This is a genomic window from Cellulosimicrobium sp. CpK407 (assembly GCF_051844275.1).
GTDB classification, from domain to species: Bacteria; Actinomycetota; Actinomycetes; order Actinomycetales; family Cellulomonadaceae; genus Cellulosimicrobium; species Cellulosimicrobium cellulans_G.
Map to the genome: position 1 here is coordinate 1 of NZ_JBGNYC010000033.1, position 22,096 is coordinate 22,096.

13 protein-coding genes are annotated in these 22,096 nt (G+C 69.2%); 6 read left to right on the forward strand and 7 right to left on the reverse strand.

Annotated elements, in window-relative coordinates; translation table 11 throughout:
- The first annotated feature begins 101 nt into the window (after positions 1–101).
- Positions 102–2,573 (forward strand): OmpL47-type beta-barrel domain-containing protein, encoded by a 2,472-nt coding sequence (locus ABWU78_RS14310; protein WP_439158757.1) that lies wholly within the window; start codon positions 102–104, stop codon positions 2,571–2,573.
- 259 nt (positions 2,574–2,832) lie between these two features.
- Here the strand turns inward: ABWU78_RS14310 and ABWU78_RS14315 are convergent, their stop codons facing one another.
- Positions 2,833–3,462 carry a glycosyltransferase gene (locus ABWU78_RS14315; protein WP_439158758.1) on the reverse strand — a complete coding sequence of 210 codons (630 nt, stop codon included), beginning with the start codon at positions 3,460–3,462 and terminating at the stop codon, positions 2,833–2,835.
- A 184-nt stretch (positions 3,463–3,646) separates the two neighbouring features.
- The gene (locus ABWU78_RS14320) at positions 3,647–4,639 is read right to left on the reverse strand and encodes an SHOCT domain-containing protein (RefSeq protein ID WP_439158759.1); all 993 of its coding nucleotides are present in this window, start codon (positions 4,637–4,639) and stop codon (positions 3,647–3,649) included.
- Between the two features lie 153 nt (positions 4,640–4,792).
- Between ABWU78_RS14320 and ABWU78_RS14325 the strand changes: the two genes are divergently transcribed.
- On the forward strand, positions 4,793–5,314 hold the full coding sequence (locus tag ABWU78_RS14325; RefSeq protein ID WP_439158760.1) for a hypothetical protein: 522 nt from the start codon (positions 4,793–4,795) through the stop codon (positions 5,312–5,314).
- Between the two features lie 575 nt (positions 5,315–5,889).
- Here ABWU78_RS14325 and ABWU78_RS14330 read toward each other — a convergent pair.
- The 5 genes from ABWU78_RS14330 to ABWU78_RS14350 form a co-directional block, all read right to left on the reverse strand.
- A complete protein-coding gene (locus tag ABWU78_RS14330; protein WP_439158761.1) occupies positions 5,890–6,627 on the reverse strand; it encodes a hypothetical protein in 738 nt (245 codons plus the stop codon).
- Between the two features lie 72 nt (positions 6,628–6,699).
- Positions 6,700–9,951, reverse strand: a complete 3,252-nt coding sequence (locus ABWU78_RS14335) for a helicase-related protein (RefSeq protein WP_439158762.1) — start codon at positions 9,949–9,951, stop codon at positions 6,700–6,702.
- On the reverse strand, positions 9,941–11,827 hold the full coding sequence (locus ABWU78_RS14340) for a hypothetical protein (RefSeq protein WP_439158763.1): 1,887 nt from the start codon (positions 11,825–11,827) through the stop codon (positions 9,941–9,943). The genes ABWU78_RS14335 and ABWU78_RS14340 overlap by 11 nt, the downstream gene beginning before the upstream one ends.
- The gene (locus ABWU78_RS14345; protein ID WP_439158764.1) at positions 11,827–13,104 is read right to left on the reverse strand and encodes a DUF6361 family protein; all 1,278 of its coding nucleotides are present in this window, start codon (positions 13,102–13,104) and stop codon (positions 11,827–11,829) included. The genes ABWU78_RS14340 and ABWU78_RS14345 overlap by 1 nt, the downstream gene beginning before the upstream one ends.
- A complete protein-coding gene (locus ABWU78_RS14350) occupies positions 13,101–13,892 on the reverse strand; it encodes an EcsC family protein (RefSeq protein ID WP_439158765.1) in 792 nt (263 codons plus the stop codon). Before ABWU78_RS14350 ends, ABWU78_RS14345 begins: the two co-directional genes overlap by 4 nt.
- 433 nt (positions 13,893–14,325) lie before the next feature.
- On the opposite strand from ABWU78_RS14350, the gene ABWU78_RS14355 reads away from it, so the two are divergent.
- Genes ABWU78_RS14355 through ABWU78_RS14370 form a run of 4 tightly spaced genes read left to right on the forward strand, consistent with a single transcriptional unit; the run spans position 14,326 to position 21,468 of the window.
- On the forward strand, positions 14,326–15,864 hold the full coding sequence (locus ABWU78_RS14355; RefSeq protein WP_439158766.1) for an N-6 DNA methylase: 1,539 nt from the start codon (positions 14,326–14,328) through the stop codon (positions 15,862–15,864).
- The gene (locus tag ABWU78_RS14360; RefSeq protein ID WP_439158767.1) at positions 15,861–17,354 is read left to right on the forward strand and encodes a type I restriction-modification system subunit M; all 1,494 of its coding nucleotides are present in this window, start codon (positions 15,861–15,863) and stop codon (positions 17,352–17,354) included. The genes ABWU78_RS14355 and ABWU78_RS14360 overlap by 4 nt, the downstream gene beginning before the upstream one ends.
- Positions 17,351–18,532, forward strand: coding sequence for a restriction endonuclease subunit S (locus ABWU78_RS14365; RefSeq protein WP_439158768.1), 1,182 nt, complete (start codon positions 17,351–17,353; stop codon positions 18,530–18,532). Before ABWU78_RS14360 ends, ABWU78_RS14365 begins: the two co-directional genes overlap by 4 nt.
- Entirely contained in the window at positions 18,532–21,468 is a 2,937-nt protein-coding gene (locus ABWU78_RS14370; protein WP_439158769.1) for a type I restriction endonuclease subunit R, read from the forward strand. Before ABWU78_RS14365 ends, ABWU78_RS14370 begins: the two co-directional genes overlap by 1 nt.
- Positions 21,469–22,096: the final 628 nt, after the last annotated feature.

Sequence of the window (22,096 nt, forward strand, 5' to 3'; positions counted from 1 at the left end):
GGCGGCCCCCGGGGCAGGCCGCATGGCCCGCCCGACCCGCGCCCGACCAGCCCGAACCCAGCCTGACAGAACCCCAGACACCCCCGGAGGAGTGCACCCTCATGGAACGACGTACCAGTCCCGGCGGCTCCCGCCGCCGCGGCCCGCGGCGGCTCCTCGCCGCCACGGTCGCCGGACTCACCGCGACGACGGTCCTCACCGTCGCCCCGGCCTCGGCGACCCCCACCGCACCGGCGACGGCGTCGTCCGCCGTCGTGTCCGCCGCCGACGCCACCGTCGCCGCCGAGCAGGTCCTCACCTGGACCGCGGACAACAGCGTGACCGACTACAAGACCTTCCCGGCAACGGCCGAGGCCGGCCCTGCGACTCTCGTCTTCGAGAACAGCATGGCGACCGGCAGCACGTTCGGCATGAGCCACACGCTCACGTTCGACACGGGGACGGCCGGCTACAACCACGACGTCGACGTCAACATCCTCGCGAGCCCGTTCGACGCCAACGGCGGGCGCCACGAGGTCCAGGTGAACCTCACGCCGGGCACGTACCGCTACTTCTGCGCCATCCCCGGGCACGGGGAGATGTGGGGCGAGCTCGTCGTCACCGACGGCGGCGGGGGCGACGACACGACGGCCCCGTCCGTGACCGCCCAGGTCACCGGCGAGCAGGACGGCGACGGCGCCTACGTGGGCGGCGCGACCGTCACCCTCGCTGCGACCGACGACGACTCGGGCGTGGCCGGGGTCGAGTACGACCTCGACGGCGCGGGCTGGCAGGCGTACACCGAGCCGTTCCTCGTCGACGCCGTCGGCGCGCACACCCTGCAGTTCCGCGCGACCGACACGGCGGGCAACACGTCCGAGGCCCAGACCGCGGAGTTCACCGTCGTCGAGGGCGACGTCGAGGAGGACACGACCGCGCCGACCGTCGAGCCCATGGTCATGGGTCAGCAGGACGAGAACGGCGCGTACATCGGCACGGCCGCGTTCATGCTCCACGCCTCGGACGAGGGGTCGGGCGTCGCGTCGGTCGAGTACCAGGTCGACGGCGGCGCGTGGCTGCCCTACACGACGACGGTGCCGTTCACCGAGCTCGGCGAGCACACCGTCTCCTACCGCGCGACCGACGTCGCGGGCAACGTGTCCGAGGTCGGCTCGGTGACCTTCACGGTCGTCGAGGACGGCGAGCAGGACACGACCGCCCCGACCGTGACCGCCGAGATCACGGGCGAGCAGGACGACAACGGCGCGTTCGTCGGGTCCGCCACGGCGACGCTCACCGCGACGGACGACGCGTCCGGCGTGGAGACCGTCGAGTACGACCTCGACGGCGCCGGCTGGGCCCCGTACACCGCGCCGCTCGTCGTCGACGAGCCCGGCGAGCACACGCTCGTCTACCGGGCGACCGACGTCGCGGGCAACGTGTCCGAGGAGTCCGTCACGGAGTTCGTCGTCGTCGCCGACGCCGGCGAGGACACGACGGCCCCGGTCGTCGAGACGCAGCTCAGCGGCACGCAGGACGAGGACGGCGCCTACGTCGGCTCCGCGTCCGTGCAGCTCACCGCGACCGACGACGGCTCCGGCGTCGCGTCCGTCGAGTACGACCTCGACGGTGCGGGCTGGACCGAGTACACCGAGGCCGTCGTCGTCGACGAGCCGGGTCGGCACACGCTCGCCTACCGCGCGACCGACGTGGCGGGCAACGTCACGGAGCCCGCGAGCCTCACGTTCGACGTCGTGGCCGGCCAGGGCGGCGACACCGTCGCCCCCACGGTCGACCACCGCGTGATGGGCGGGACGAAGAACGAGGCCGGCGAGTACCTCTCGACCGTCTTCCTGCGCCTCCTCGCGACGGACGCCGACTCCGGCGTCGCCTCGGTCGAGTACCAGGTCGACGGCGGGGAGTGGCTCCCGTACGCGAAGCAGATCTCCGTGCGGACCCCCGGCGCGCACACCGTCACGTACCGCGCGACGGACGTCGCGGGCAACGTCTCCGCCCTGAAGACGGCGACGTTCGTCATCGCGGGCGGCGAGGAGCCGGGCGACACCGACGGCCCCGTCGTCACGGCCGCCGTCAGCGGCAGCCGGACCCGCGACGGCGACTTCGTCGCCAGCGCCCGGGTCACGCTGACCGCGGTCGACGAGGAGTCGGGCGTCGACCGCATCGAGTTCCAGGCCGACGGCGGTTCCTGGCAGCGCTACGCGGCCCCGGTCGCGTTCGCGGCCGACGGCCAGCACGTGGTCCGCTACCGCGCCGTCGACGGCGTCGGCAACGTCACGACGGGCGAGGTGACCTTCACGGTGCTGCAGCTCGTCCGTGACCGCTGCGTGGGCTCGGACGTGCGTCCGACCGTCGTCATCGACGGCCACGACAGCACCGTCCAGAACTACGACGACGGCACGGGCTGCACCGTGAACGACTACGTCGCCGAGACCGACGAGTACCCGACGCACCGCGAGTTCGTCGACCACGTGAGCCTCGTGACCGAGGACCTCGTGTGGGACGGCGTGCTCGACGACGCCGAGCGCGAGCTCATCATCGCCGCGGCCGAGCTGTCCGACATCGGTCGCCGCTGACCGACGCCTGACGGTCCGACCTGACCAGTCCGATCGACGACGGCCCGACCCCGCACCCCCCAGGTGCGGGCTCGGGCCGTCGTCGTACCCGCTCCACCCGGTCCACCCGGCTGCCGCCCTCCCGTTCCCGCGCCGAACACGACATGAAGGTCGTTATCGGTCGCCTGGCGACTCTCATGTCGTGCTCGACGGCGGGTGAGGTCGTGTTCGGGGAGCTGACGTCAGGGAGGCGGCGGACGGGGCGACGTCGGCGGCCGGGTCAGGCGGGCGGGTCGCCGTAGACCGGGCGCGCGAACGCGAGGACGATGCCCACGCCGCCGCGCTGCGCGAGGCGCGCGCGGTCCTCCGGGTGGTCCAGCAGGTGCCGCAGGACGCGGGCGACCGCCTCGGCGTCCGCGACGTCGACCGAGTCCGGGTCCGGCCCGTTCGCCGGGCGGACCTGGAGCAGGTCCTCGCCCTCGGCGTGCCGGGCCCGCGCGCCGTCGCGCAGCTCGACCCGCAGCGCCGGACGCCGCTCGCCCTCCAGCACCCGCACCCCTGCGACGTCGTCCCACCGCACGACGACGCGTGCCGGCTCCGGCCCCACGGGCAGCTCGATCTCGTGCGGGCGCAGGACGACGGCCTGGTTCGACGGCCCGCGCACGTAGGCCATCAGCGCGACGCCGAAGCCGACGACCAGGAAGCACGAGACCGCCGCGGCGACCCCCTCCTCCTGGAGCAGCAGCCACACGACGAACCACACCGACCCGCCGAAGAGCACGAGCAGGACGAGCAGGACCGCGAGGTAGTCGACGACCGGGGTCAGGCGCTCGCGCCCCCGCACCCCGCCGGGCACGGCGGCCCACACCATGCCGGTCCGGTGCGGGGGACGGGGCGGGCGGCTGCTCACGGGGACAGTCTGCCGGGACTCCGCCCCGGCGCCGAACACGACATCGACGTCGTTATCGGGCTCAGAACGACACGGATGTCGTGCTCGACGGCGCGCAACCTCGTGCTCGACGGCGCAGCAGGGGTGGGTCCGACGACGCGCCCGGTCGGTTGGGTGCGCCGTCCTCGCCGGGGCGTCCGGTCGGTCAGGACCCGCCGAGCAGCATCCGCTTCGCCGCGGCGAACTCGTCGTCGGTCAGGGCACCCGAGGCGTGCAGGTGCGCGAGCTCCGAGAGCGCCGCCGCGATCCCGTGCTGCAGGGTGACCTCGGGAGCGCCCCCGCCGCGGGTCGTCCGGGTCGTGGTGGTCGTGGTCGTCGACGAGGCCGGCGTGGGTGAGCCCCAGGCAGGCGTGTCCTCCGGTGTCCTCGGGGTCACCGGGCTCAGGGACTCGGCGACCGGCGACTCGGCCACCGGGGACGCGGTGACCGGCGCGTCGGTGACGGCGCCGGGGGCAGCCGCCCGTGCGGCGTCGTGCAGGGCGCGCGTGCGGTCGCGGCGCGCCTGCACCACGACCCGCTCCCCGGGCAGGCGCCACACGACCACCGGGTCGCCGGGCTGCGGGACCTCCGACGGGAGCAGGTTCGTCACCGGCGCGAGACGCGTGACCGTCGTCGTGAGCGCGCCGTGCCGCACGCGGACCACGCACTGCGCGACCCCGCCCGAGTCCGTGCGGTCGGTGACCGACGCGGTCACGACGCCCTCCTCGCGGACCGCGGCCTTCCGGTCGCGGTGGTACTGGGCGTAGAGCGGGGCGTCGTCGCGCGACCGCCGCAGCGACCGCGCGTACCCGGCCCAGAGCGGGCCGAGGAACACCCACGGGAAGATCGTCCACACGACGTTCCAGAACCACGGGAAGAAGCCGTCGTGGTCCCACGCGTTGACCGTGACGAGCCAGACGAAGCCCCCGGACAGCAGCACGAGCAGCACGCCGTTGCGAATCTTCGTCCCGACGCTCGACGGCGGGTCCAGGAGGCCCTCGGGCGTGCGCGGCAGGTCGTCGACGGACCCGTCGTTGCCCACCAGCCGCAGGATGGCCCTCTGGTCGGCGACCTTGCGCGCGAGAGCGGCGGACGGCGGGAGAGGCGGTTCGTCGTGCCGAGGGTCCGGGAAGGACGCCCTCGTGGTGTGGTCAGACATCATCCCGATCCTACGAGCGAGCGCTGTCACGCTCCCGCCGACCATGGGGTCGACGATCGTCTTGCGCCGAACACGGTCGATGACACCCCGGCTGGCGGTCGATGACCGCGTGCTGGCCTCGAGCACCGTCACGATGCGTGGCAGGGTGGCGGCATGACGACGCTCTCGCAGGTCCGCGCGGCCGCTCTCGCCCTGCCCGAGGTGGCAGAGGGCGCGGCCACCGGGACTGTGTCCTTCGTAGTGCGCGGGCGACGGTTCGCGGCGGTGACGCGGGACGCCGTCGTGCAGCTCCGCCTCGCGGACGACGACGTCGCGCGCGTGCTCGCCGAGCACCCCACCGGGCGCCGGTGGACCCGTGGCGACCACCTGCTCGGCGCGAGCGTGCCGCTCGCCGCCCTCGACGGCCAGCAGGCCAACCACTGGGTGCGGCGCGCGTGGTTCGCCCGCGCGCCGCAACGGCTCGGGGCTGCTCTCGTCGCGGCCGACGCCGCGGAGCCCGGCTCCGTCGGCGACCTCCCCGCCGCCATCGGACGCCCGGCCACGCGCGCGCTCGCCGGTGCGGGGATTACCACGCTGTCCGACGTCGCGCGGCTCAGCGATCGAGAGCTGCTCGCCCTGCACGGGGTCGGGCCCCGGGCCGTGCGGATCCTGCGCGAGGCGCTCGCGGCGCGCTGACCGGCAGCGGTGTCCTCGAGAACGCCTCGAAGGAGTACACGCACGCCGCGATCAAGGCGCTCGTCACCGAGCGTGAGGAGCAGTTCGGCTGGACGTTCCTCTACATGGTCACCAACCAGGACGCCATCGAGGTCGGTGCGTCCATCGGCGTGAAGCGCGAGCGCTAGCTCACGTACGACACGGCGAACGTCGACCAGGCGTACGCCGCGACCTCGCGCAGCATGGCCGCGATGCGTGGTGCCGTCTACGCAGGTGCCGCACCGGCCGCCGCGCGTGACCAGCACGCGGCGTACACCGAGTCGGACCGTGCCGCGGCGAGCACCGGCGCCGGAAGTTCGCGGCGCCGATCGTCGCGTCTGGTCGCCGCGGTCCTGCCGGAGACGGCAGCAAGGCGGCGCCGTTCTTGGAGGGCGAGCTCCTCGCCCACCTGCGTGACTGGCTCCGCACCAGCGAAGGCCCGCTGGGCCGCGTTGCCGCCGTGCGTTGACTGTCCGACGACATAGGGCGGGTCGTCGACGGCGGCCAGCCCCGTCGCTCGTGGCGGAACATCTCTTGTCAGGGCGCAGGCGCCACGATCACGACAGCGAGAAGATCACGCGCTCGACCGTGGCACGGGAGAGCGTGCCCGTCGGGCGCACGGACCAGGCGTCGAGCAGCTGGAGGTACCGGTGGTACCCCCATGTCTTGTCGAGCCGGAGCTGGACCTCGGCGTTCGTCGCGATCCAGTCCCGCACACGCATGTCGAGCACGGGCGCGGCGTCGGCGCTGTCCGGTCCCGTCGTAGCGGTCGCAAAGTACAACCACTTCGTGAAGAACGCAGGCCCGAGGTACGCCACTCGACCAGGTCGGTTCCTCATCGCGTAGAAGCCGGAGAGCGCGCCCTCTTCGCGAGCCGTCCGCGCACCTGAGCGAAGGCGCTCCAGGACCGACTGGTCGACCTCGTCGGAACCACCTGTGAGGACGCGTGCCGTGCGGTAGGCGCCGTAACCGGATGACCCGTAGCCCCAGATCATCGCAGCGACGAACGCCAAATCGGTACGGCCCGCTCCCTCGGAGTCCCTCACGCTCGTGACGATGGTGGCGCGGTCGACGGTGCTGGGGAGCGAGGCGAGGAAGTCATCGATGTCCGGAACGGCGGACAGCCGACGTGCCCAGGGTTCGCGCGTCCAGCGCATCCCTTCTTGCGGCGGTGGGGGCGCAGACCCGTCTCCGAGGGCCTCGGCCAGCCGCCCCGGTACGGCCGGGACGTCGTCGAGAGGGCGAAGAAGTGACGCGTAGGGCGTGGTCGTCTCTGCGGACCTGTCGATCACCATGGGGTCACCGTAGACGTGGTCGGTGACATCACTGAGAGCCAGGGGCGACGTGCGCCACGCGAGCCGGACGCACTAAGGCGCCAGGTCGATGTGCGCCCACGACAGATCGGCGTCGCCGGCGAGGCGGAGCAGGTCCTCCTGGCGCGCCTGGCCGATGACGCTGCGGTACGCCCCGACCGTCCGGCGCAGGCGTCGGTAGCGGGACGCCTCCTTCGACAGCGGCAGCGCGGGGACGTAGCGCTCGATCGCGGCTCCGCCAGGCGCGGCGCACACCCACGAGGGGAAGATCTCCGTCGCTCCGTCGGGGCGGTCCTGGGAGGCGGCGTCGAACGCGGCAGTCCACGGGTCGCCCTCGTCCGACGTGAAGGCGGCGTCGCCGTACCGCTGCGCGACGTTCTTGCGGACCGCGTGGCCCTTGTACCTGTGGACGCGGCCCTCACGCTGCTCGAGGTCGACGGGGTTGCCGGGGAGGTTCCAGTGCACGACGGCGTGCGAGTACGTGTGGAAGTCCAGCCCCTCCTGCCCGACGGACGTGGACGCCAGGACGAACGGCCAGAACGGTGAGTTGAACGCCGTGCGGACGTGCTCCTCACGGATCTCCGCGCCCTGGTCCGAGGTCGCGTGGCCGAACCGCGCCGCGAAGTGGGTGCGCATGTTCCGGTCCTCGACGCGCACATGCCCGTCCTCCGCCCGGATGTCGTCGACACTCGCTCGGGCCGTACGCAGCTGGAGGGCGTCGCGCAGCACCTGCCCGATCCGACGAGCCCTCTCGCTCACGGTCTTGTCCACGAGGCCCTCGGACTCGACGAGCGTGTGGGCGTACTCGTCGAGCACGGCCTGAAGCCCGCCGTCGGCGCAGTAGTCCAGCACGGAGCGCCAGTACGCGGTGTCGTCGCGGGCTTCCTCGGACCGCCCGGCGTCGACGAGTGCCTGCGTCTCGGGACGGTTGAAGAGCGAGCGGAACCCGCCGCCGATCCCGAAGGCGATCTTCCGCACGACCGGGTCTGATATCCACCACCCGTCGGGGGCGGCGTCCGAGGCCGACCCGACGGCCCGCCCGAGCGCGCGCAGCGCGCACGTCCCGGGAGCGGCGAGAGCAGCGACGGTGAGCACGTCGGTGAGATCGTGGGGTCGTGCGCCCAGGTCGTCCGCGCGAATTTCCTGGGCGGCCGCGACGTGCCGCTCGAACGCCCGTGCGTGCCCGGCGCCGTCCGGCTCATCAGCGTCCTCGTCGTGGCCGAGGACGTCGAAGAAGCCGTCCTGGCCCGCCACGCGTGCGGCGTCGAGCAGGAGCGGCGCCGCCCAGTACCAGCGCTGATCGGCACCCGGACGCAGCGAGGAGTCGCCGGGTGGCAGCGATGCGAGCATCGACTCCACCCCGGCGCGCACGGCCGCCTCGACCTCGCCGCGGGTCAGGCGACGTCCTGCGGCTCGCGCGTGCCGCAGCGGGTCTCCCGCGTCGGCGAGCGCGACGGACGGGTAGGAGAGGAGGAACGTCGGCATGCCGTCGAGCCGGCCCTCGGAGATCCGGTACTGCAGGCGCGGCGTGGGCGCCGGGTCGCCGTACCGGCGTCGGCCGCCGCTCGCCACGGTGGTCACACGACGCTCCGCCTCGTAGCTCACGACGACGGAGATCGCCTTGGGTGCGACGTTCCAGGCCGAGAACGCGAGCCGCTTGGTGAACCGCGCGAGCGCCGGGTCGGCGAAGGGGCCGGCGGGCTCGTAGTACGGGAGCGACGGCGGGAGCCACGCGAGCCGCCATGCCCCGCGGTCGAGCACGTCGGTGACCAGGCCGCGCATCTTGGCGTTGCCCGGGTCGAGGCGCTCGTACGCGTCGACGACGTCGTAGGGCAGCAGCCCGCGTGCGCTCGCGAGCGCGGAGGTGACGGTCGGCGCGTGCGCGGCGACGGCGTCGTCGAACAAGGTCTTCACCTTGTACGTGCGTCGGTCCATGAGGTTGAGCGTGTACGGGGTCGAACGCCAGAACTCGAGCATGTCCTGGCGCTGGGCACCCGACGCCGCGTGCACGGCTCGGGCGACGCCGTCGAGCGACGCGTGGTCCAGGAGGTCGCCCGCGGTGACCTCGACCCCGGGGAGCGGGACCTCGCGAAGCATGCCGTCCTTCTCGCGCGTCGCGGCCAGGCGTTCCGTCCTGCAGATCACGCGCCGCAGCTCGTGCTCGACGGCGTCGCGCGCAGTGATCGCGCGCGCGACGGCGGACTCGTCGGTCGGCGCGAGCATCCCCTCACGCATCGTCGCGAGCCCTGCCCGGACCGTCGCCGCGCGATCGGCACCGGCGAGGAACTCGACCGTGCTGACGAAGTCGCGGTAGTGGTCCTCGCCGTCGGGCTCGTCGGGCAGCGTGTACATCTTGTACGGCGTCGCGGAGAGCAGCAGGGTGCGCACGGCGGTACCGTCCGTGCCCGCGTACCTGACGAGGGAGTGCAGCAGCTCTGCGGCCTCGTTCTCGGCGTCGGGCCGCATGAGCTCGCTGAAGCGCTGGAACTCGTCCATGACGACGAGGTCGGGCTCGAGCCGCTCGATCGCGAGCCGTGCGACGGTGGCGCGCATCGCGCCGATGATCCTCGACCGTCGGCGCGAGAGGTCCTTGGCAGGGTTCCCGCGCAGGTAGTTGAACTCCTGGACGCACTCGACCAGCTCGTCGAGGAGCTTCCCGCCGCGCGGCCCCCGGTCGCGCGAGAGCTGCTCGGCGAACTCGGCAGCGAAGTCCAGGTCGAGCTCGTGCATCCGGTGGCGTCGGAAGCGCTCGACGTCCGCGGTGAAGTTCTTGAGGCTGGAGGAGTCGCGGAAGAACTGGAGCCAGCGTCGGGGCCGCACGTCGAGGTCCTGAGACCCGCGCGCGAGCATCCAGTACATGACGACACGCTCGAGGGCTCGCCCCCCGCCGCTCGTCACCTGGAGCGACGTCCCGGGGGTGAACGAGACGAAGTTGAGCTTCTTGCCCGCGAGCTCGCCCGTGACGAGCGGCATGAGGGTGAGTCGCTCCGCGTGGAGCGGCTCGTGGCCGCGGAGGGTGAGGCGGGCGAGGTTCTGGCGGGCAATCTGCTGGTTGGAGCAGATGTACACGACGTCGATCCGGTCGACCGTGTCCCACAGCTGGTCGACGGCCTGGGCGATGACGCCCTTCGCGACCAACGTCTTGCCGAGCCCCACCTCGTCGGCGACGAGGAAGCGGTGGCTTGGGTCGACGTCGTCCCACAGTCGCGCGTGCACGTGGTCGACGGTGCGACGCTGAAAGTCCTTGAGGTGGCGCAGGACGTCGTCGACGTCCGGCCGCTCGTGCAAGTGGGGATCAGCGGGCACGGCGCGCCTCCTCGACGACGGTCCACAGCTCGGCGAATCCATCGGGGACGAGGTCGTCGCCGTCGGGCATCTCCGCCAACCGGTCGACGAGCTGTGCGACACGGTCGAGCGCTTCGTCGCCGTGCGCGACCGCGCGCACGAGCGGCTCGAACAGGTCCGGCGTCGCGCTGCCCGGCGCGACCCACGAGGCCCCGGCCGGGTCGCCGACCGGACCGGTGGCGAACGGGGACGCCGCCGCAGGGTCGGCAAGGAGCAGGGCGAGATAGCGCGCGACGTCGTCCCGGCTACGCAGGGCGTCGCGGACCGCGGCGTGCCGCCGCTCGGCGACGTCACCGTCCAGGCCGAGCACGACGACGCAGCGCCGGGTCGCACGCACGTCACCCCTCCCGGCTGTCGTCTCCACGGCGAGGAACGGCGTGACGGCACGGAGGCTCAGGCCGTCCCACGCGACGTCGGCTTCCTCGTGGAGCCCGCGTGCGTGGAGGTCGGAGTGCAGGGTCACCGGCCACGCGACCGTGGTGGCGCCGGGGACCGGGTCGGGCAGGCCCCGCGTCCCGACGACGAGGCGTGCCGTGGGGTCGCCGTCGCCGCGGTCCGCGTCATCGACGTCCACGGCCAGGGTGGCGCGCAGCCCGGATGCCGCGAGACGCCGGTGGAAGTCGTCGATGTCGAGGACGGTGGACTCGGTGGGGTCGACGACCGGCTCGGGCGAGCGCGGCGCGAACGGGTCCAGCACCTTTTCCAGGCCGGGGACGTCCTTCGCACCGTCGAGCGTCGCGCGGACACCGACGTCGGCGGTGCGGCCGTGCAGGGCGACCGCCAGCTCGACATTCCCGCCCCACGCCGCCGCGGTGAGGTTCGCGCTTCCTGTGACCGTCGTGCTGTCCCGACCGGAGTCCATGACGACCGTCTTGGCATGCAGACCGTCGCGGACGCGATCCGTCTCGCGGACGGGACCGGCGGTCGAGCGGGGGTCGCCCGGTGATGCGGCGTTCTCGTGAGAGGACGGGTCGCGCTCGGCCGCTGACGAGAGGGTCCGGGTCGCCCAGCGGTCGAGCGGGATGGTGCCCAGGCGGTCGAACGTCTCCGCGCGGGAGACGAGCGTGCGGTCGTCCGCGTCGGGGAGCCTGCGGAGCAGTCCGGCGTCGAGGAAGGGGCTCACCGCAAGGACGCGGTCCGCGGTGTCGGGGAACGGCCAGGGCGTCGCGACATCGTCGAGCCCGAAGGGCAGGATCTCGGCATTCCGGAACGGCGCCGGCGGGGCGAGCCGCGCGTCCGCGACCGACGCGGCGACGGACTCCACCTGCGCGGCGCGGTCCTCGGGGAGCGGGGACGTCGCCAGCCGGGGGAGAGCGCGCAGGAAAGAGCTGATCGGGGCGGGATCCACCGGCTCGGCGACCGACTCGTCCTCGTCCAGGACGAGCACGGTGTCCCAGGACAGGTCGAACGTCAGGTTGCGGCTGAGCACGACGAACCGGTGGCGGTACGCGCCGTCGTCGTCGACGAACCGCAGGGTCCACGACTTGGGATGGAACAACCGACCCCGTGCCCGGGCCATGACCTGGTGCACGGCCCCCTCGACGAAGGTGAGCACCGAGCGGTACGACGCCGGCACGCTGATCCCGCCGGCCTGGCAGAAGACCGTGGTGAGCTCGCTGTAGCGCTGGACGGCCTCGAGCAGGCCGATGGGATCGGTCGCGGCGAGGTCGTCGCCGTCGACCTGAGCGCTCGCGTCGAGCGTCGCGAAGGTCACGGGACCCAGCAGCAGTGCGGTGAGGTCGAGCGAGAACGTTGTGGCGATCGCGGCGTCGACGCGCAGGCCGGCGGGCGGGCGGAGCGCGTCGGTGAGCAGGACGCGGGTGTCCGGGGTGAGCATCAGGCGGTGGTCCCTGCCGTGAGGAGCGTGTCGGTGGGCTGCCCGCGTCGGATGGTGCTCGGAGAGTGCGGGAGCGCGGGGAGGAGATCGCCGAGGAGCCGCAGCGTCACGCCCCACCGATAATCGAGCCGGCCGGTCCCCGACTCGCCCTTCCACGACTCACGGGCCGACCTGTTCGTGAGGCGTGCGCGTCCGCCCTTGAGACGTCGCTCCCGCGCGGCGACGAGATCGCGCGCTCGCGACGAGTCCTCGATACGGTCGCCGTCGAGCAGGACGTCGAGCCACGCGTCGGTGAACCCGCGGGTCGGCAGCGGGATCCTCTCGTTGCGCGCGGTCAGGACGCTCCACAGTTCGCTCCGGTCCCAGCCATCGAGCGTGCGCGTCTCGACGAGCTCCTCGTGCCACTCGTCGAGGCGCTCGCGGTAGTTCTCAACTTGGCCGGGCAGGTCTGCGGCCTCGGCGACGAGCAGGTTGTACAGAAGCGAGGCGCCGTGGACGGCGAGGCTAAAGCGCGTCGCATGGTCGACGACGGTGCGCAGGTCGGTCGGCACGCCCGCGAGCGGGAGCTGCGCGACCGACGCGGCACCGAGGTCGACGGCGCCGCGATGCTCGAGGAGCCAGCCGAGCAGCGAACCGTGGGTCGTCGTGCGCAGCCGTTCGAGGAGGACCTCGGCCTCCTCGGGGCGCAGGTCGAAGGTCGTCGACCGCAGCAGGTCCCCGGGCGGCTCGAGGCCGGCGAGGTCGAAGCCGGTGTCCAGGAGCGTGTCACGGGCGCCCGCGTCGTCCGTCTCGGTCCGGCCACGGCTGGCACCACGGAGCGCGGAGGCCCGGCGCAGGTGCCCGACGACGCCCGTGTCCCAGGTGCGCAGGTGCCAGCGCCCGAGGGGTCCCCAGTACACCTCGCTCGGCATGCGCTTGAGCTTCGCGCGCGCGGTCTGGCCAAGGATGCCCTGGTTGCGGCCACGTTCCTCGTCGCGGTAGCCCTCGAGCAGCGACTCGATGAGCCGTATCTCGTCGGCGCGCAGGCGACGCACGGCGTCGTCGACGGTCGAGGTGCTGCGGACAGACCGTTCCACGAGCCACGGGACGAACAGCACGTACCGCAGTCGCGTGAGCAGCGTCGACGTCCCAGGGAACAGCGCGTCGGAGAACGTGTCCCGGATCGACCCGATCCCCAGCTCGTCGACCGTACCCTGCTCCTTGAACAGGTCGACGACCTCGAGCATGCGGCGACGCTGCGCGTGGTCGGTGTCGAGCCAGCCGAACGATGACGTCATGCTGCGTTGCCGTCGCCTCGGGAGCGGAACCAGCGCCGCTCGTTGCGAGCAGGCCGATCGGCGACGTCGAGCGGGAACATTGCGTTCGCCGTGCGTCCTACGAGCTGCGTCATGGTGGCGTCAACTGTTCCTCCCACCACTCCGCCCACGAGTGGAACAGCCTTTGCGATCGTGACCGCGGCGCGCTGTGTCCCGTACTTCGCGACGAGAAAGAAGCCAGCCTTCTTGTTGATGGAACGAAGGACGCTGATAGGTATAGCCTTGATCGCTTGGACGGCCGCCTTCTCACCGAGCTTGACGCCGAACGCGCTCAGGATCTGTTGTGTGGTCGAGCCTGCGGCGACCAGCGTGATGACAGTCTGAGTGTGAGGGTCAGCAAGGTCGTACCCACGGAGATAGGCGATGGCCCCCGCGAGTCGAGCATTGATGACGAGCGCGCCAGCCATGTTGGCCGGGATGGTCACTGGAAGCGCCACGAGCCCACCGACGCCCGTGACGAACCCGTTCACTCCGGCTGCCTGCGTGGCCTCCGTGATCAGACGCCGGATAACTCGGTCGACATCGTCTGCGTCTTCATGAGGCGCGCGGTTGCCTGCACGGCTGGAGTCGTAGCGATCTCCTTGGACCCGCTCCAGTCGTTTCTCAGACCAGGTCGCGGACCCAGTAACGGGTCCGAACCCGTCTTGAACGACAGTCGTGACGAGCTTGGTGAGGCTCGACGCGAGTCGCTCAAGTTTCGGTGTCTCGGAAGATTCCGGCGACTCGTCGGATGTTGTGGTCGATTCCATCGCTCACCCTCTTCGGCTTGGCCTGGACGAGCAGACCGTACATGCCCATGACCCATGCGTGCGCTGGCGACTGGGTGAACATCCTCGCGCGTAGCCGTGGCGAACCGAGAAGGGCGTCAGATCGAAGAGTTCGCGACGGTCGCCGACTGAACACTCGCCCGGGCTGGCGAGCAACTGCGCTCAGGGCGGACGTCGAAGCCGGGCAACGGCGGTCTTTGCGAGGTCCTGCTACTGAGGGTCAGGCGTCACCCGTTCCGAGCGATCGGCGGCTCAGGGCGTGTCTCACGTCGGGTGCGCGACGTGGTCGCACCGCTCGCTTTCGACGGAGGATCGCGGCACCTTGCCGCCGGGTAGTGTTGCCGCCGTTGACCGGTGTGGAGGCCGGCGTTCGGCTGGGAGTGAGAACGATGAGTGCTCGGGAGCGACACGACGGATGACTGACACCAAAACCGCGCCGGCCGAGCTTTTTGGTAGCGCGATGAGCCTCTCTGAGCTGGAACAATACCTCGCCAGGGCGGCTGACCTGCTGCGTGGCAGCATCGACCAGGCGGACTTCAAGGCGTACATCTTCCCGCTGATGTTCTTCAAGCGGATCAGCGACGTCTACGTCGAGGAGTTCGAGGCAGCACTCGGGGAGTCGGGCGGCGACCACGAGTACGCCGCCTTCGCCGAGAACCACCGCTTCGCGATCCCGGACGGGCACCTGTGGTCGGACGTGCGCGAGCGCACCGAGAACATCGGCACCGCCTTGCAGAGGGCGTTCCGCGGGATCGAGAAGGCCAACCCCGAGACGCTGTTCGGCATCTTCGGCAACGCCAGCTGGACCAACAAGGACAAGCTCCCTGACCGCACGCTCGCCGATCTGATCGAGCACTTCTCGACCAGGACCCTGTCGAACGCGGCCGTCCCGCCGGACGTGTTCGGCAACGCGTACGAGTACCTCATCAAGCGGTTCGCCGACCAGTCGAACAAAAAGGCCGGCGAGTACTACACCCCACGCTCGGTGGTCCGACTTCTGGTCAACATCCTTGACCCGCAGGAGGGCGAAAGCGTCTACGACCCCGCCTGTGGCACCGGCGGCATGCTCATCGAGGTCATCGAGCATGTCAAGGAGTCCGGCGGTCACGTCAACACCCTCTGGGGCAAGCTCTACGGCCAGGAAAAGGTCCTCGCCACCTCCGCGATAGCGCGCATGAACCTGCTGCTGCACGGCATCGAGGACTTCATGGTTGTTCGCGAGGACACCTTGCGCAACCCCGCCTTCTACGCCGGCAACCGGCTTGCCCAGTTCGACTGCGTGGTCGCCAACCCGCCCTTCTCGCTGAAGAACTGGGGCGAGGGCGAGTGGGCCTTGGACAAGTGGGGTCGCAACACGCTCGGCGGGGTGCCGCCGAAGGGGTACGCCGACTGGGCCTGGGTCCAGCACATGCTCACCTCAGCGCGCTCGACGACGGGCCGGGTCGCGGTCGTCCTGCCGCAGGGCGCGCTCTTCCGGCAGGGGGCCGAGGCGCGTATCCGCGCCCACGTTCTCAAGCACGACAAAGTCGATGCCGTGATCGGCCTCGCCCCGAACCTGTTCTACGGCACCGGGCTTGCGGCGTGCGTGCTGGTCCTGCGCCACACCAAGCCCGCCGAGCGGCGCGGCAAAATCCTGTTCATCAATGGCGAGTCCCTGTTCAAGCGCGGGCGCAACCAGAACACTCTCGAGCCCGAGCACGCCGAGCGGCTCTTCGAGCTCTACCAAGGGTTCGACGACGTCGACGGCCTCGCCCACGTCGCCGACCTCGCCGAGATCACCGGCAACAACGACAACCTCAACATCCCGCTCTACGTCGCCCCCGCTGACGGCGGCGAGAAGCTCACGCTCGCCGACGCACTCGCCAACCTTGAAGCCGCGCACGCTCGCGCCGCCGAAACACGCGCAGCGCTGGAGCAGGAACTTGCGAAGTGGGGATTGGAGGCCAGCGCATGAGCAAGCGCATCGCCCAGCGCGAACTGGAGTCCTACCTGTGGGGCGCGGCAATCGTACTCCGGGGTCTCATCGACGCCGGCGACTACAAGCAGTACATCTTCCCGCTCGTCTTCCTCAAGCGGATCTCCGACGTCTACGACGAAGAGCACGCCGCGGCAATGGAGATCTACGGCGAGGAGGAAATCGCCGACCTTCCAGAGAATCACCGCTTCGCCGTCCCCGCGGGCTGCCACTGGGACGACATCCGCTCGACGACGGAAAACATCGGCGCCACGATCCTCAAGGCGATGCGTGCTATCGAGTCCGCCAACCCCGACACGCTCCCCGGTGTGTTTGGCGACGGCGACTGGGGCAACAAGAACCTCCTGCCCGACTCGACCCTCGCCGACCTCATCGAGCACTTCTCCACCAAGACGCTGTCCATCGCGAACCTGCCCGAAGACGAGCTCGGCAACGGCTACGAGTACCTCATCAAGAAGTTCGCCGACGACTCCGGCCACACCGCCCAGGAGTTCTACACCAACCGCACGCTCGTGCATCTGATGACGCTGATGCTCGAGCCCCAGCCCGGCGAGTCGGTCTACGACCCCACCTGCGGAACCGGCGGCATGCTCATCTCGACCGTCGCCGAGCTCAAGCGTCAGCGCAAAGAGTGGCGCAACCTGCGCCTCTACGGCCAAGAGCTGAACTACGGGACCTCCGCCATCGCTCGCATGAACCTGTTCCTGCACGGCATCACCGACGGCCACATCGCCCACGGCGACACCCTCACCCGGCCCGCCTTCCTCAACACCAAGGGCGGCCTCGAGACGTTCGACGTCGTTCTCGCCAACCCGCCTTACTCCATCAAGGCGTGGAACCGCAACGCGTTCGCCAAGGACCCCTACGGCCGCAACATGTGGGGCGTCCCGCCCCAGGGCCGCGCCGACTACGCCTTCTTCCAGCACATCGCTAGGAGCCTCGACCCCAAGACCGGACGAGCCGCGATCCTTTTCCCGCACGGTGTGCTCTTCCGGCGCGAGGAAGCCGCCCTGCGCGAGGCGCTCGTTAAGTCCGACCTCATCGAGTGCGTCCTCGGGCTCGGTCCGGGCCTGTTCTACAACAGCCCGATGGAGGCCGTGGTCGTCACCCTGCGTGCGAGCAAGCCCGCCGACCGCAAGGGGCAGATCCTGTTCATCAACGCAGTCAACGAGGTCGGCCGCGAGTCGGCACAGTCGTACCTGCGGGAGGCCCACCAGCAGAAGATCCTCGACGCATACCGCGGGTTCGCCGACGTCGAGCAGTTCGCCGCCGTCACGACCCTCGACCAAATCGCCGAGAAGTCACACCGTCTTGCGATCCCCCTCTACGTCGCAGGAGCGAGGGCCGCAGGCGCAGGAGATCAGATTGACGTCGCAGACGCCGTCATTGAGTGGCGGTCCGCAGCGGACACAGCCGACACCGCCATCGCCGACGTCCTCAACCTCCTCCGATCGGAGGTCACGGCATGACCCTCAACCTCGACAAGTCTACGTGGAAGCGCGTCGCCTTCGGCGACGTCGTGCGCAACGTTAACGAGACCGTCCGCGACCTCGAATCCGCAGGGATCGATCGCATCATCGCGATGGAGCACATGGTCCCAGGCGAGCTGAAGATCAGCCGGTGGGGCTCAGCCGAGTCCGGCACTACGTTCACACGCCGCGTGAAGCCCCGCCAAACGCTGTTTGGCAAGCGTCGCGCCTACCAGCGCAAGGTCGCCTACGCCGAGTTCGACGCGATCTGCTCCGGAGACGTCTACACCTTCGAGGCCGACGAGATCCACATGCTCGGCGAGTTCCTCCCGTTCCTCGTTCAATCGAACGAGTTCTTCGACCACGCGCTCGGAACCTCGGCTGGCTCGCTCTCACCCCGCACCAACTGGCGCGACCTCGCCAACTTTGAGTTCGACCTCCCGCCACTCGACGAACAGAAGCGCATCGCCGACCTCCTCTGGGCTTTCGAACGCCACCGGCTCTCACTGGGACAGCAGTCTGTGGAACTTCTCGCGACACTCACGAGGTCAGCACTGCTGCAGTTTGAGAGTGCACTGGGTCCCGAACACCGCATCGCAGATCTTTGCGAGTCCGTAATCGGAGGAGTGTGGGGAAGTCCTGCAGGTGAGAACGAGGTCGACGTCCTCGCGCTCGGCCCAAAGTCCTACGCCGGAGATGTTATCTATGTCGATCCCACTGGCTCGCCGACACGTTCTATCAGTAGGAAGCAGGCCGCTGGCCGCATCCTCCGCGAAGGGGACATAGTTCTTGAGCGGTCGGGAGGTTCGTTTGACCAGGCGGTTGGCAGGGTCCTGATCGCCGGGCCGGACCTCCCCGACACCATCCCGACCGATTTTCAACGCCTACTCCGACCTGATAGAAGCCTGGTCGAGCCTGCATACCTATTCTGGAAGCTACGTCTCGACTGGCTTACTGGTGTAACGCGGGACTTTGCGCGCCGAACGACGAATATCTCGAATCTCGCGGTGCCCGACTACATTGCGCGGACGCTGATTGTTCCGTCGAGAAGGGATCAACTGGCACTCGTCGATCGAGTTGACCAACTAATCCGGGCTGTGGCCAAGGCAGAAGACGAAGCTAGGGCTCTTGGCGCACTACGTGGGGCCGCCATGTCGGACATCTTTGGAGGCGACTGATGGTCCCGCAGTTCAATGAGGCGAACACGGTTCGTGACTTCGTACGGGATCTCGTCCAATCCGCTGATGTGCAGTTCGTCCCGGGCAACGTGCTTCCGCGCCACACTGGCGAGGTGCTGCTCGAGGGCTCGATCAAGGCTGCGCTGGCGCGGCTGAACCCGGAGATTGAGGCGGACCCGGCCAAGGCGGACGAGGTCATCTACAACCTTCGCGCGGTCCTGCTCTCGGCCCGCACGTCGCCGCACCCGGTCCCCGCGAACGAAGAGCTCATGGCGTGGTTGACGGGGCAGAAGTCGATGCCTTTCGGCCCGAACGGTGAGCACACGACCGTCCGCCTGATCGACTTCGACCACCCCGAAGACGACTCGTCGAACCAATGGATCGTCTCCACGGAGGTCACCTTCACGCAGGGGCGCGTGGAGAAGCGGTTCGACGTCGTGCTGTGGTGCAACGGCTTCCCGCTCGTCGTCGGCGAGGCGAAGACCCCGATCCGCTCGGCGTACACGTGGATCGACGGTGCCGCTCAGATTCACGACGACTACGAGGCGTCGGTCGCCCAGTTCTTCGTCCCGAACGTCTTCTCATTCGCTACCGAAGGCAAGGACTTCCGGTACGGCACCGTTGGCATGCCCATCGAACTGTGGGGTCCGTGGCGTGAAGATCCCACCGACGAGGACGCGCCGGCCAAGATCGGCCTCGAGTCGGTCCGCGAGGCTGTCGAGGGCGTTCTCGCCCCTCGCGCAGTGCTGGAGTTCCTGCGGTTCTTTACGCTGTACGCGACCGACAAGAAGCACCGCAAGATCAAGATCATCGCCAGGTTCCAGCAGTTCCAGGCGACCAACCTCATCGTCGAACGTGTGCTGCACGGTCGGATCAAGCAGGGTCTGATCTGGCACTTCCAGGGGTCGGGCAAGTCACTGCTTATGGTGTTCACCGCGCTGAAGTTGCGGTCGATGGCCGAGTTGACGAACCCGACGATCCTGGTCGTCGTCGACCGGATCGACCTGGATACTCAGATCACCGGCACCTTCAGCGCCTCCGATGTACCAGGACTTGTGTCGACCGATTCGCGCGCCCAACTCCAGTCGCTGCTGAGCACGGGCGCGCGGCGGATCATCATCACCACGATCCACAAGTTCGGTGAGGCTCCCGGTGTCCTGGACGACCGGCACAACATCATTGCGATGGTCGATGAGGCCCACCGCTCCCAGGAGGGCGACTACGGGCAGAAGATGCGTCAGGCCCTGCCGAACGCGTTCCTGTTCGGCCTGACCGGCACCCCGATCAACCGGCGCGATCGCAACACCTTCATGTGGTTCGGGTCCCCGGAGGACGAGGGTGGCTACCTGTCGCGATACTCCTTCCACGACTCCATCCGCGACGGCGCCACCCTGCCGCTGCACTTCGAGCCGCGACTGTCGGAGATCCACATCGACCAGGAGGCGATCGACACCGCGTTCGCCGAACTGGCCGAGTCGAGCGACCTGTCCGAGCAAGACAAGACGACGCTGTCGAAGAAGGCGGCGTCACTCGAGGTGCTACTCAAGGCCCCCAATCGGGTCGCCGACATCGCCGCCGACATCGCCGCGCACTTCCGCACCAAGGTCGAACCCGAGGGGTTCAAGGCGCAGATCGTTGTCTACGACAAGCCCACGTGCGTCGTGTACAAGGAAGAGCTCGACAAGCACCTCAGGCCCGAGACTTCGACGATCGTCATGTCCAAGTCGCGCGGTGACTCCCCGGACTGGGCGAAGTGGACCCCGAATGCCGAGGAACTGGAGCAGGTCACCGCGCGGTTCAATGACCCAGCCGACCCGCTGAAGATCATCATCGTCACCGCGAAGCTGCTCACCGGGTTTGACGCCCCGATCCTGTACTGCCAGTACCTCGACAAGCCGCTCAAGGAGCACACGCTCCTGCAGGCGATCACCCGCACCAACCGGGTCTACCCGCCCCGCAAGACCCACGGCCTGATTGTCGACTACCTCGGCATCTTTGACGACGTCGCCAAGTCGTTGGCCTTCGACGAGCAGTCGGTCCTGAAGGTCATCACCAACATCGCCGAACTCAAGGTCCAGCTCGCCCCGGCGATCACTGCGGCGCTGGCATTCTTCCCAGGCGTTGACCGCACCGTCGGCGGTTACGAGGGACTGATCCAAGCCCAGACCGCCATCGCCGACGACGTCCAGAAGGACGCCTTCGGCATGGCGTACAGCGTCGTGTCCCAGCTGTGGGAAGCGATCAGCCCCGACATCATGCTCGCCGAGTACCGCGACGACTACCGCTGGCTCACGGACGTCTACGAGTCGGTCCGCCAGCCCGACATCACCGGTCGGCTCGTGTGGCACGCGCTCGGCGCCAAGACCGTCGATCTCATCAACGAGCACGTTGAGGTCGAGCTCCCCCAGGCGTCCGACACCATCGTGCTCGACGCCCAGACCATCGAAGACCTGATGTCGGGCAAGACGAACGCCACCCCGCAGGAGGTCGAACGGCAGATCACCGCTCGAATCGCCCGCCACCTCAACAACCCCGTCTTCATCGAGCTCGGCCAACGCCTCAACGCTCTTCGGGAGAAGTACGCCGACATCCAACAGTCCAGCCTCGACTTCTTGCGCGAACTGCTCGAACTCGCCCGGGACACCGTCGCCGCCGAGAAGGCCGTCAACGAGGTGCCCCGCGAAGAGCAGGGAAAGGCCGCTCTCACCGAGCTGTTCAGCGCACTGAAGACGGAAGGCACGCCGGTGATCGTCGAGAACATTGTCAATCGCATTGACGAGGTCGTCCGCGGTGTGCGATTCGACGGTTGGCAGTCGACGATCCGCGGCGACAAGGAAGTGCAACAGGCGCTCCGCAAGACGCTCTACGTTCAGTTCAAGATTCGAGACAACCGCGTCTTCCAGGAGGCGCTCAAATATGTGCAGGAGTACTACTGACTCAAGAGTTCGTCTTTTGTAGCAAAGCATCTCCTGTAGAAATGCGGGTTGCTCGACCTCACCCGTGTCGTGACCGAAAAGTTCCCGACCGGCACCAGAAGTAGGAGTTCCGTGTTTCCGCCGTCTGATGTGCTCGCACTCGAAAGAAAGTTCTACTTCTTCCGCCATTTGATGTCTCGCGTTCTCGCCTGTGCACCTCACTTGAGTGAACGTGTCGCGCTATCCGACGCCCCTCCAATACAGCTCCAGGTCTGGATCGGGCCAGGAAAGGTCATTCTTGACTTTGCGAAACAGGACTTCTTGACCGTCTGGGCCGTGGCTACCCCAGATGAACACGACTTTGGTACGGTCTGGCCACTGAGTGTGGACAGCGAAGTCCTCGCTAAGGCAGTCGTAGAGGCAGCGACGTCTGCACTTGAACGGCGGGAGCAGTCGTCGCCGTGGAGATGGGGCGAGTCAGAGGAGTCGTACATCACGAAGGTCGCCGATCTGTTCTCGGAGAGGGGGGTGGCCGTCAGGCGTGTGGTCGGAAGCTATGGACTGTTCGTGGAAGGGGCCGGGCCGGGCGGGTATTACTCGGTCTCGCGGGATCCAGGACGAGGAGCCTCTCTGGAGTTCAGCTCTCACG

Coding starts and splice junctions, on each gene's coding strand:
- ABWU78_RS14310 (WP_439158757.1), top strand. CDS start 102: ATGGAACGACGTACCAGTCCCGGCGGCTCCCGCCGCCGCGGCCCGCGG.
- ABWU78_RS14320 (WP_439158759.1), bottom strand. CDS start 4,639: ATGTCTGACCACACCACGAGGGCGTCCTTCCCGGACCCTCGGCACGAC.
- ABWU78_RS14325 (WP_439158760.1), top strand. CDS start 4,793: ATGACGACGCTCTCGCAGGTCCGCGCGGCCGCTCTCGCCCTGCCCGAG.
- ABWU78_RS14330 (WP_439158761.1), bottom strand. CDS start 6,627: ATGGTGATCGACAGGTCCGCAGAGACGACCACGCCCTACGCGTCACTT.
- ABWU78_RS14340 (WP_439158763.1), bottom strand. CDS start 11,827: ATGCTCACCCCGGACACCCGCGTCCTGCTCACCGACGCGCTCCGCCCG.
- ABWU78_RS14345 (WP_439158764.1), bottom strand. CDS start 13,104: ATGACGTCATCGTTCGGCTGGCTCGACACCGACCACGCGCAGCGTCGC.
- ABWU78_RS14350 (WP_439158765.1), bottom strand. CDS start 13,892: ATGGAATCGACCACAACATCCGACGAGTCGCCGGAATCTTCCGAGACA.
- ABWU78_RS14355 (WP_439158766.1), top strand. CDS start 14,326: ATGACTGACACCAAAACCGCGCCGGCCGAGCTTTTTGGTAGCGCGATG.
- ABWU78_RS14360 (WP_439158767.1), top strand. CDS start 15,861: ATGAGCAAGCGCATCGCCCAGCGCGAACTGGAGTCCTACCTGTGGGGC.
- ABWU78_RS14365 (WP_439158768.1), top strand. CDS start 17,351: ATGACCCTCAACCTCGACAAGTCTACGTGGAAGCGCGTCGCCTTCGGC.
- ABWU78_RS14370 (WP_439158769.1), top strand. CDS start 18,532: ATGGTCCCGCAGTTCAATGAGGCGAACACGGTTCGTGACTTCGTACGG.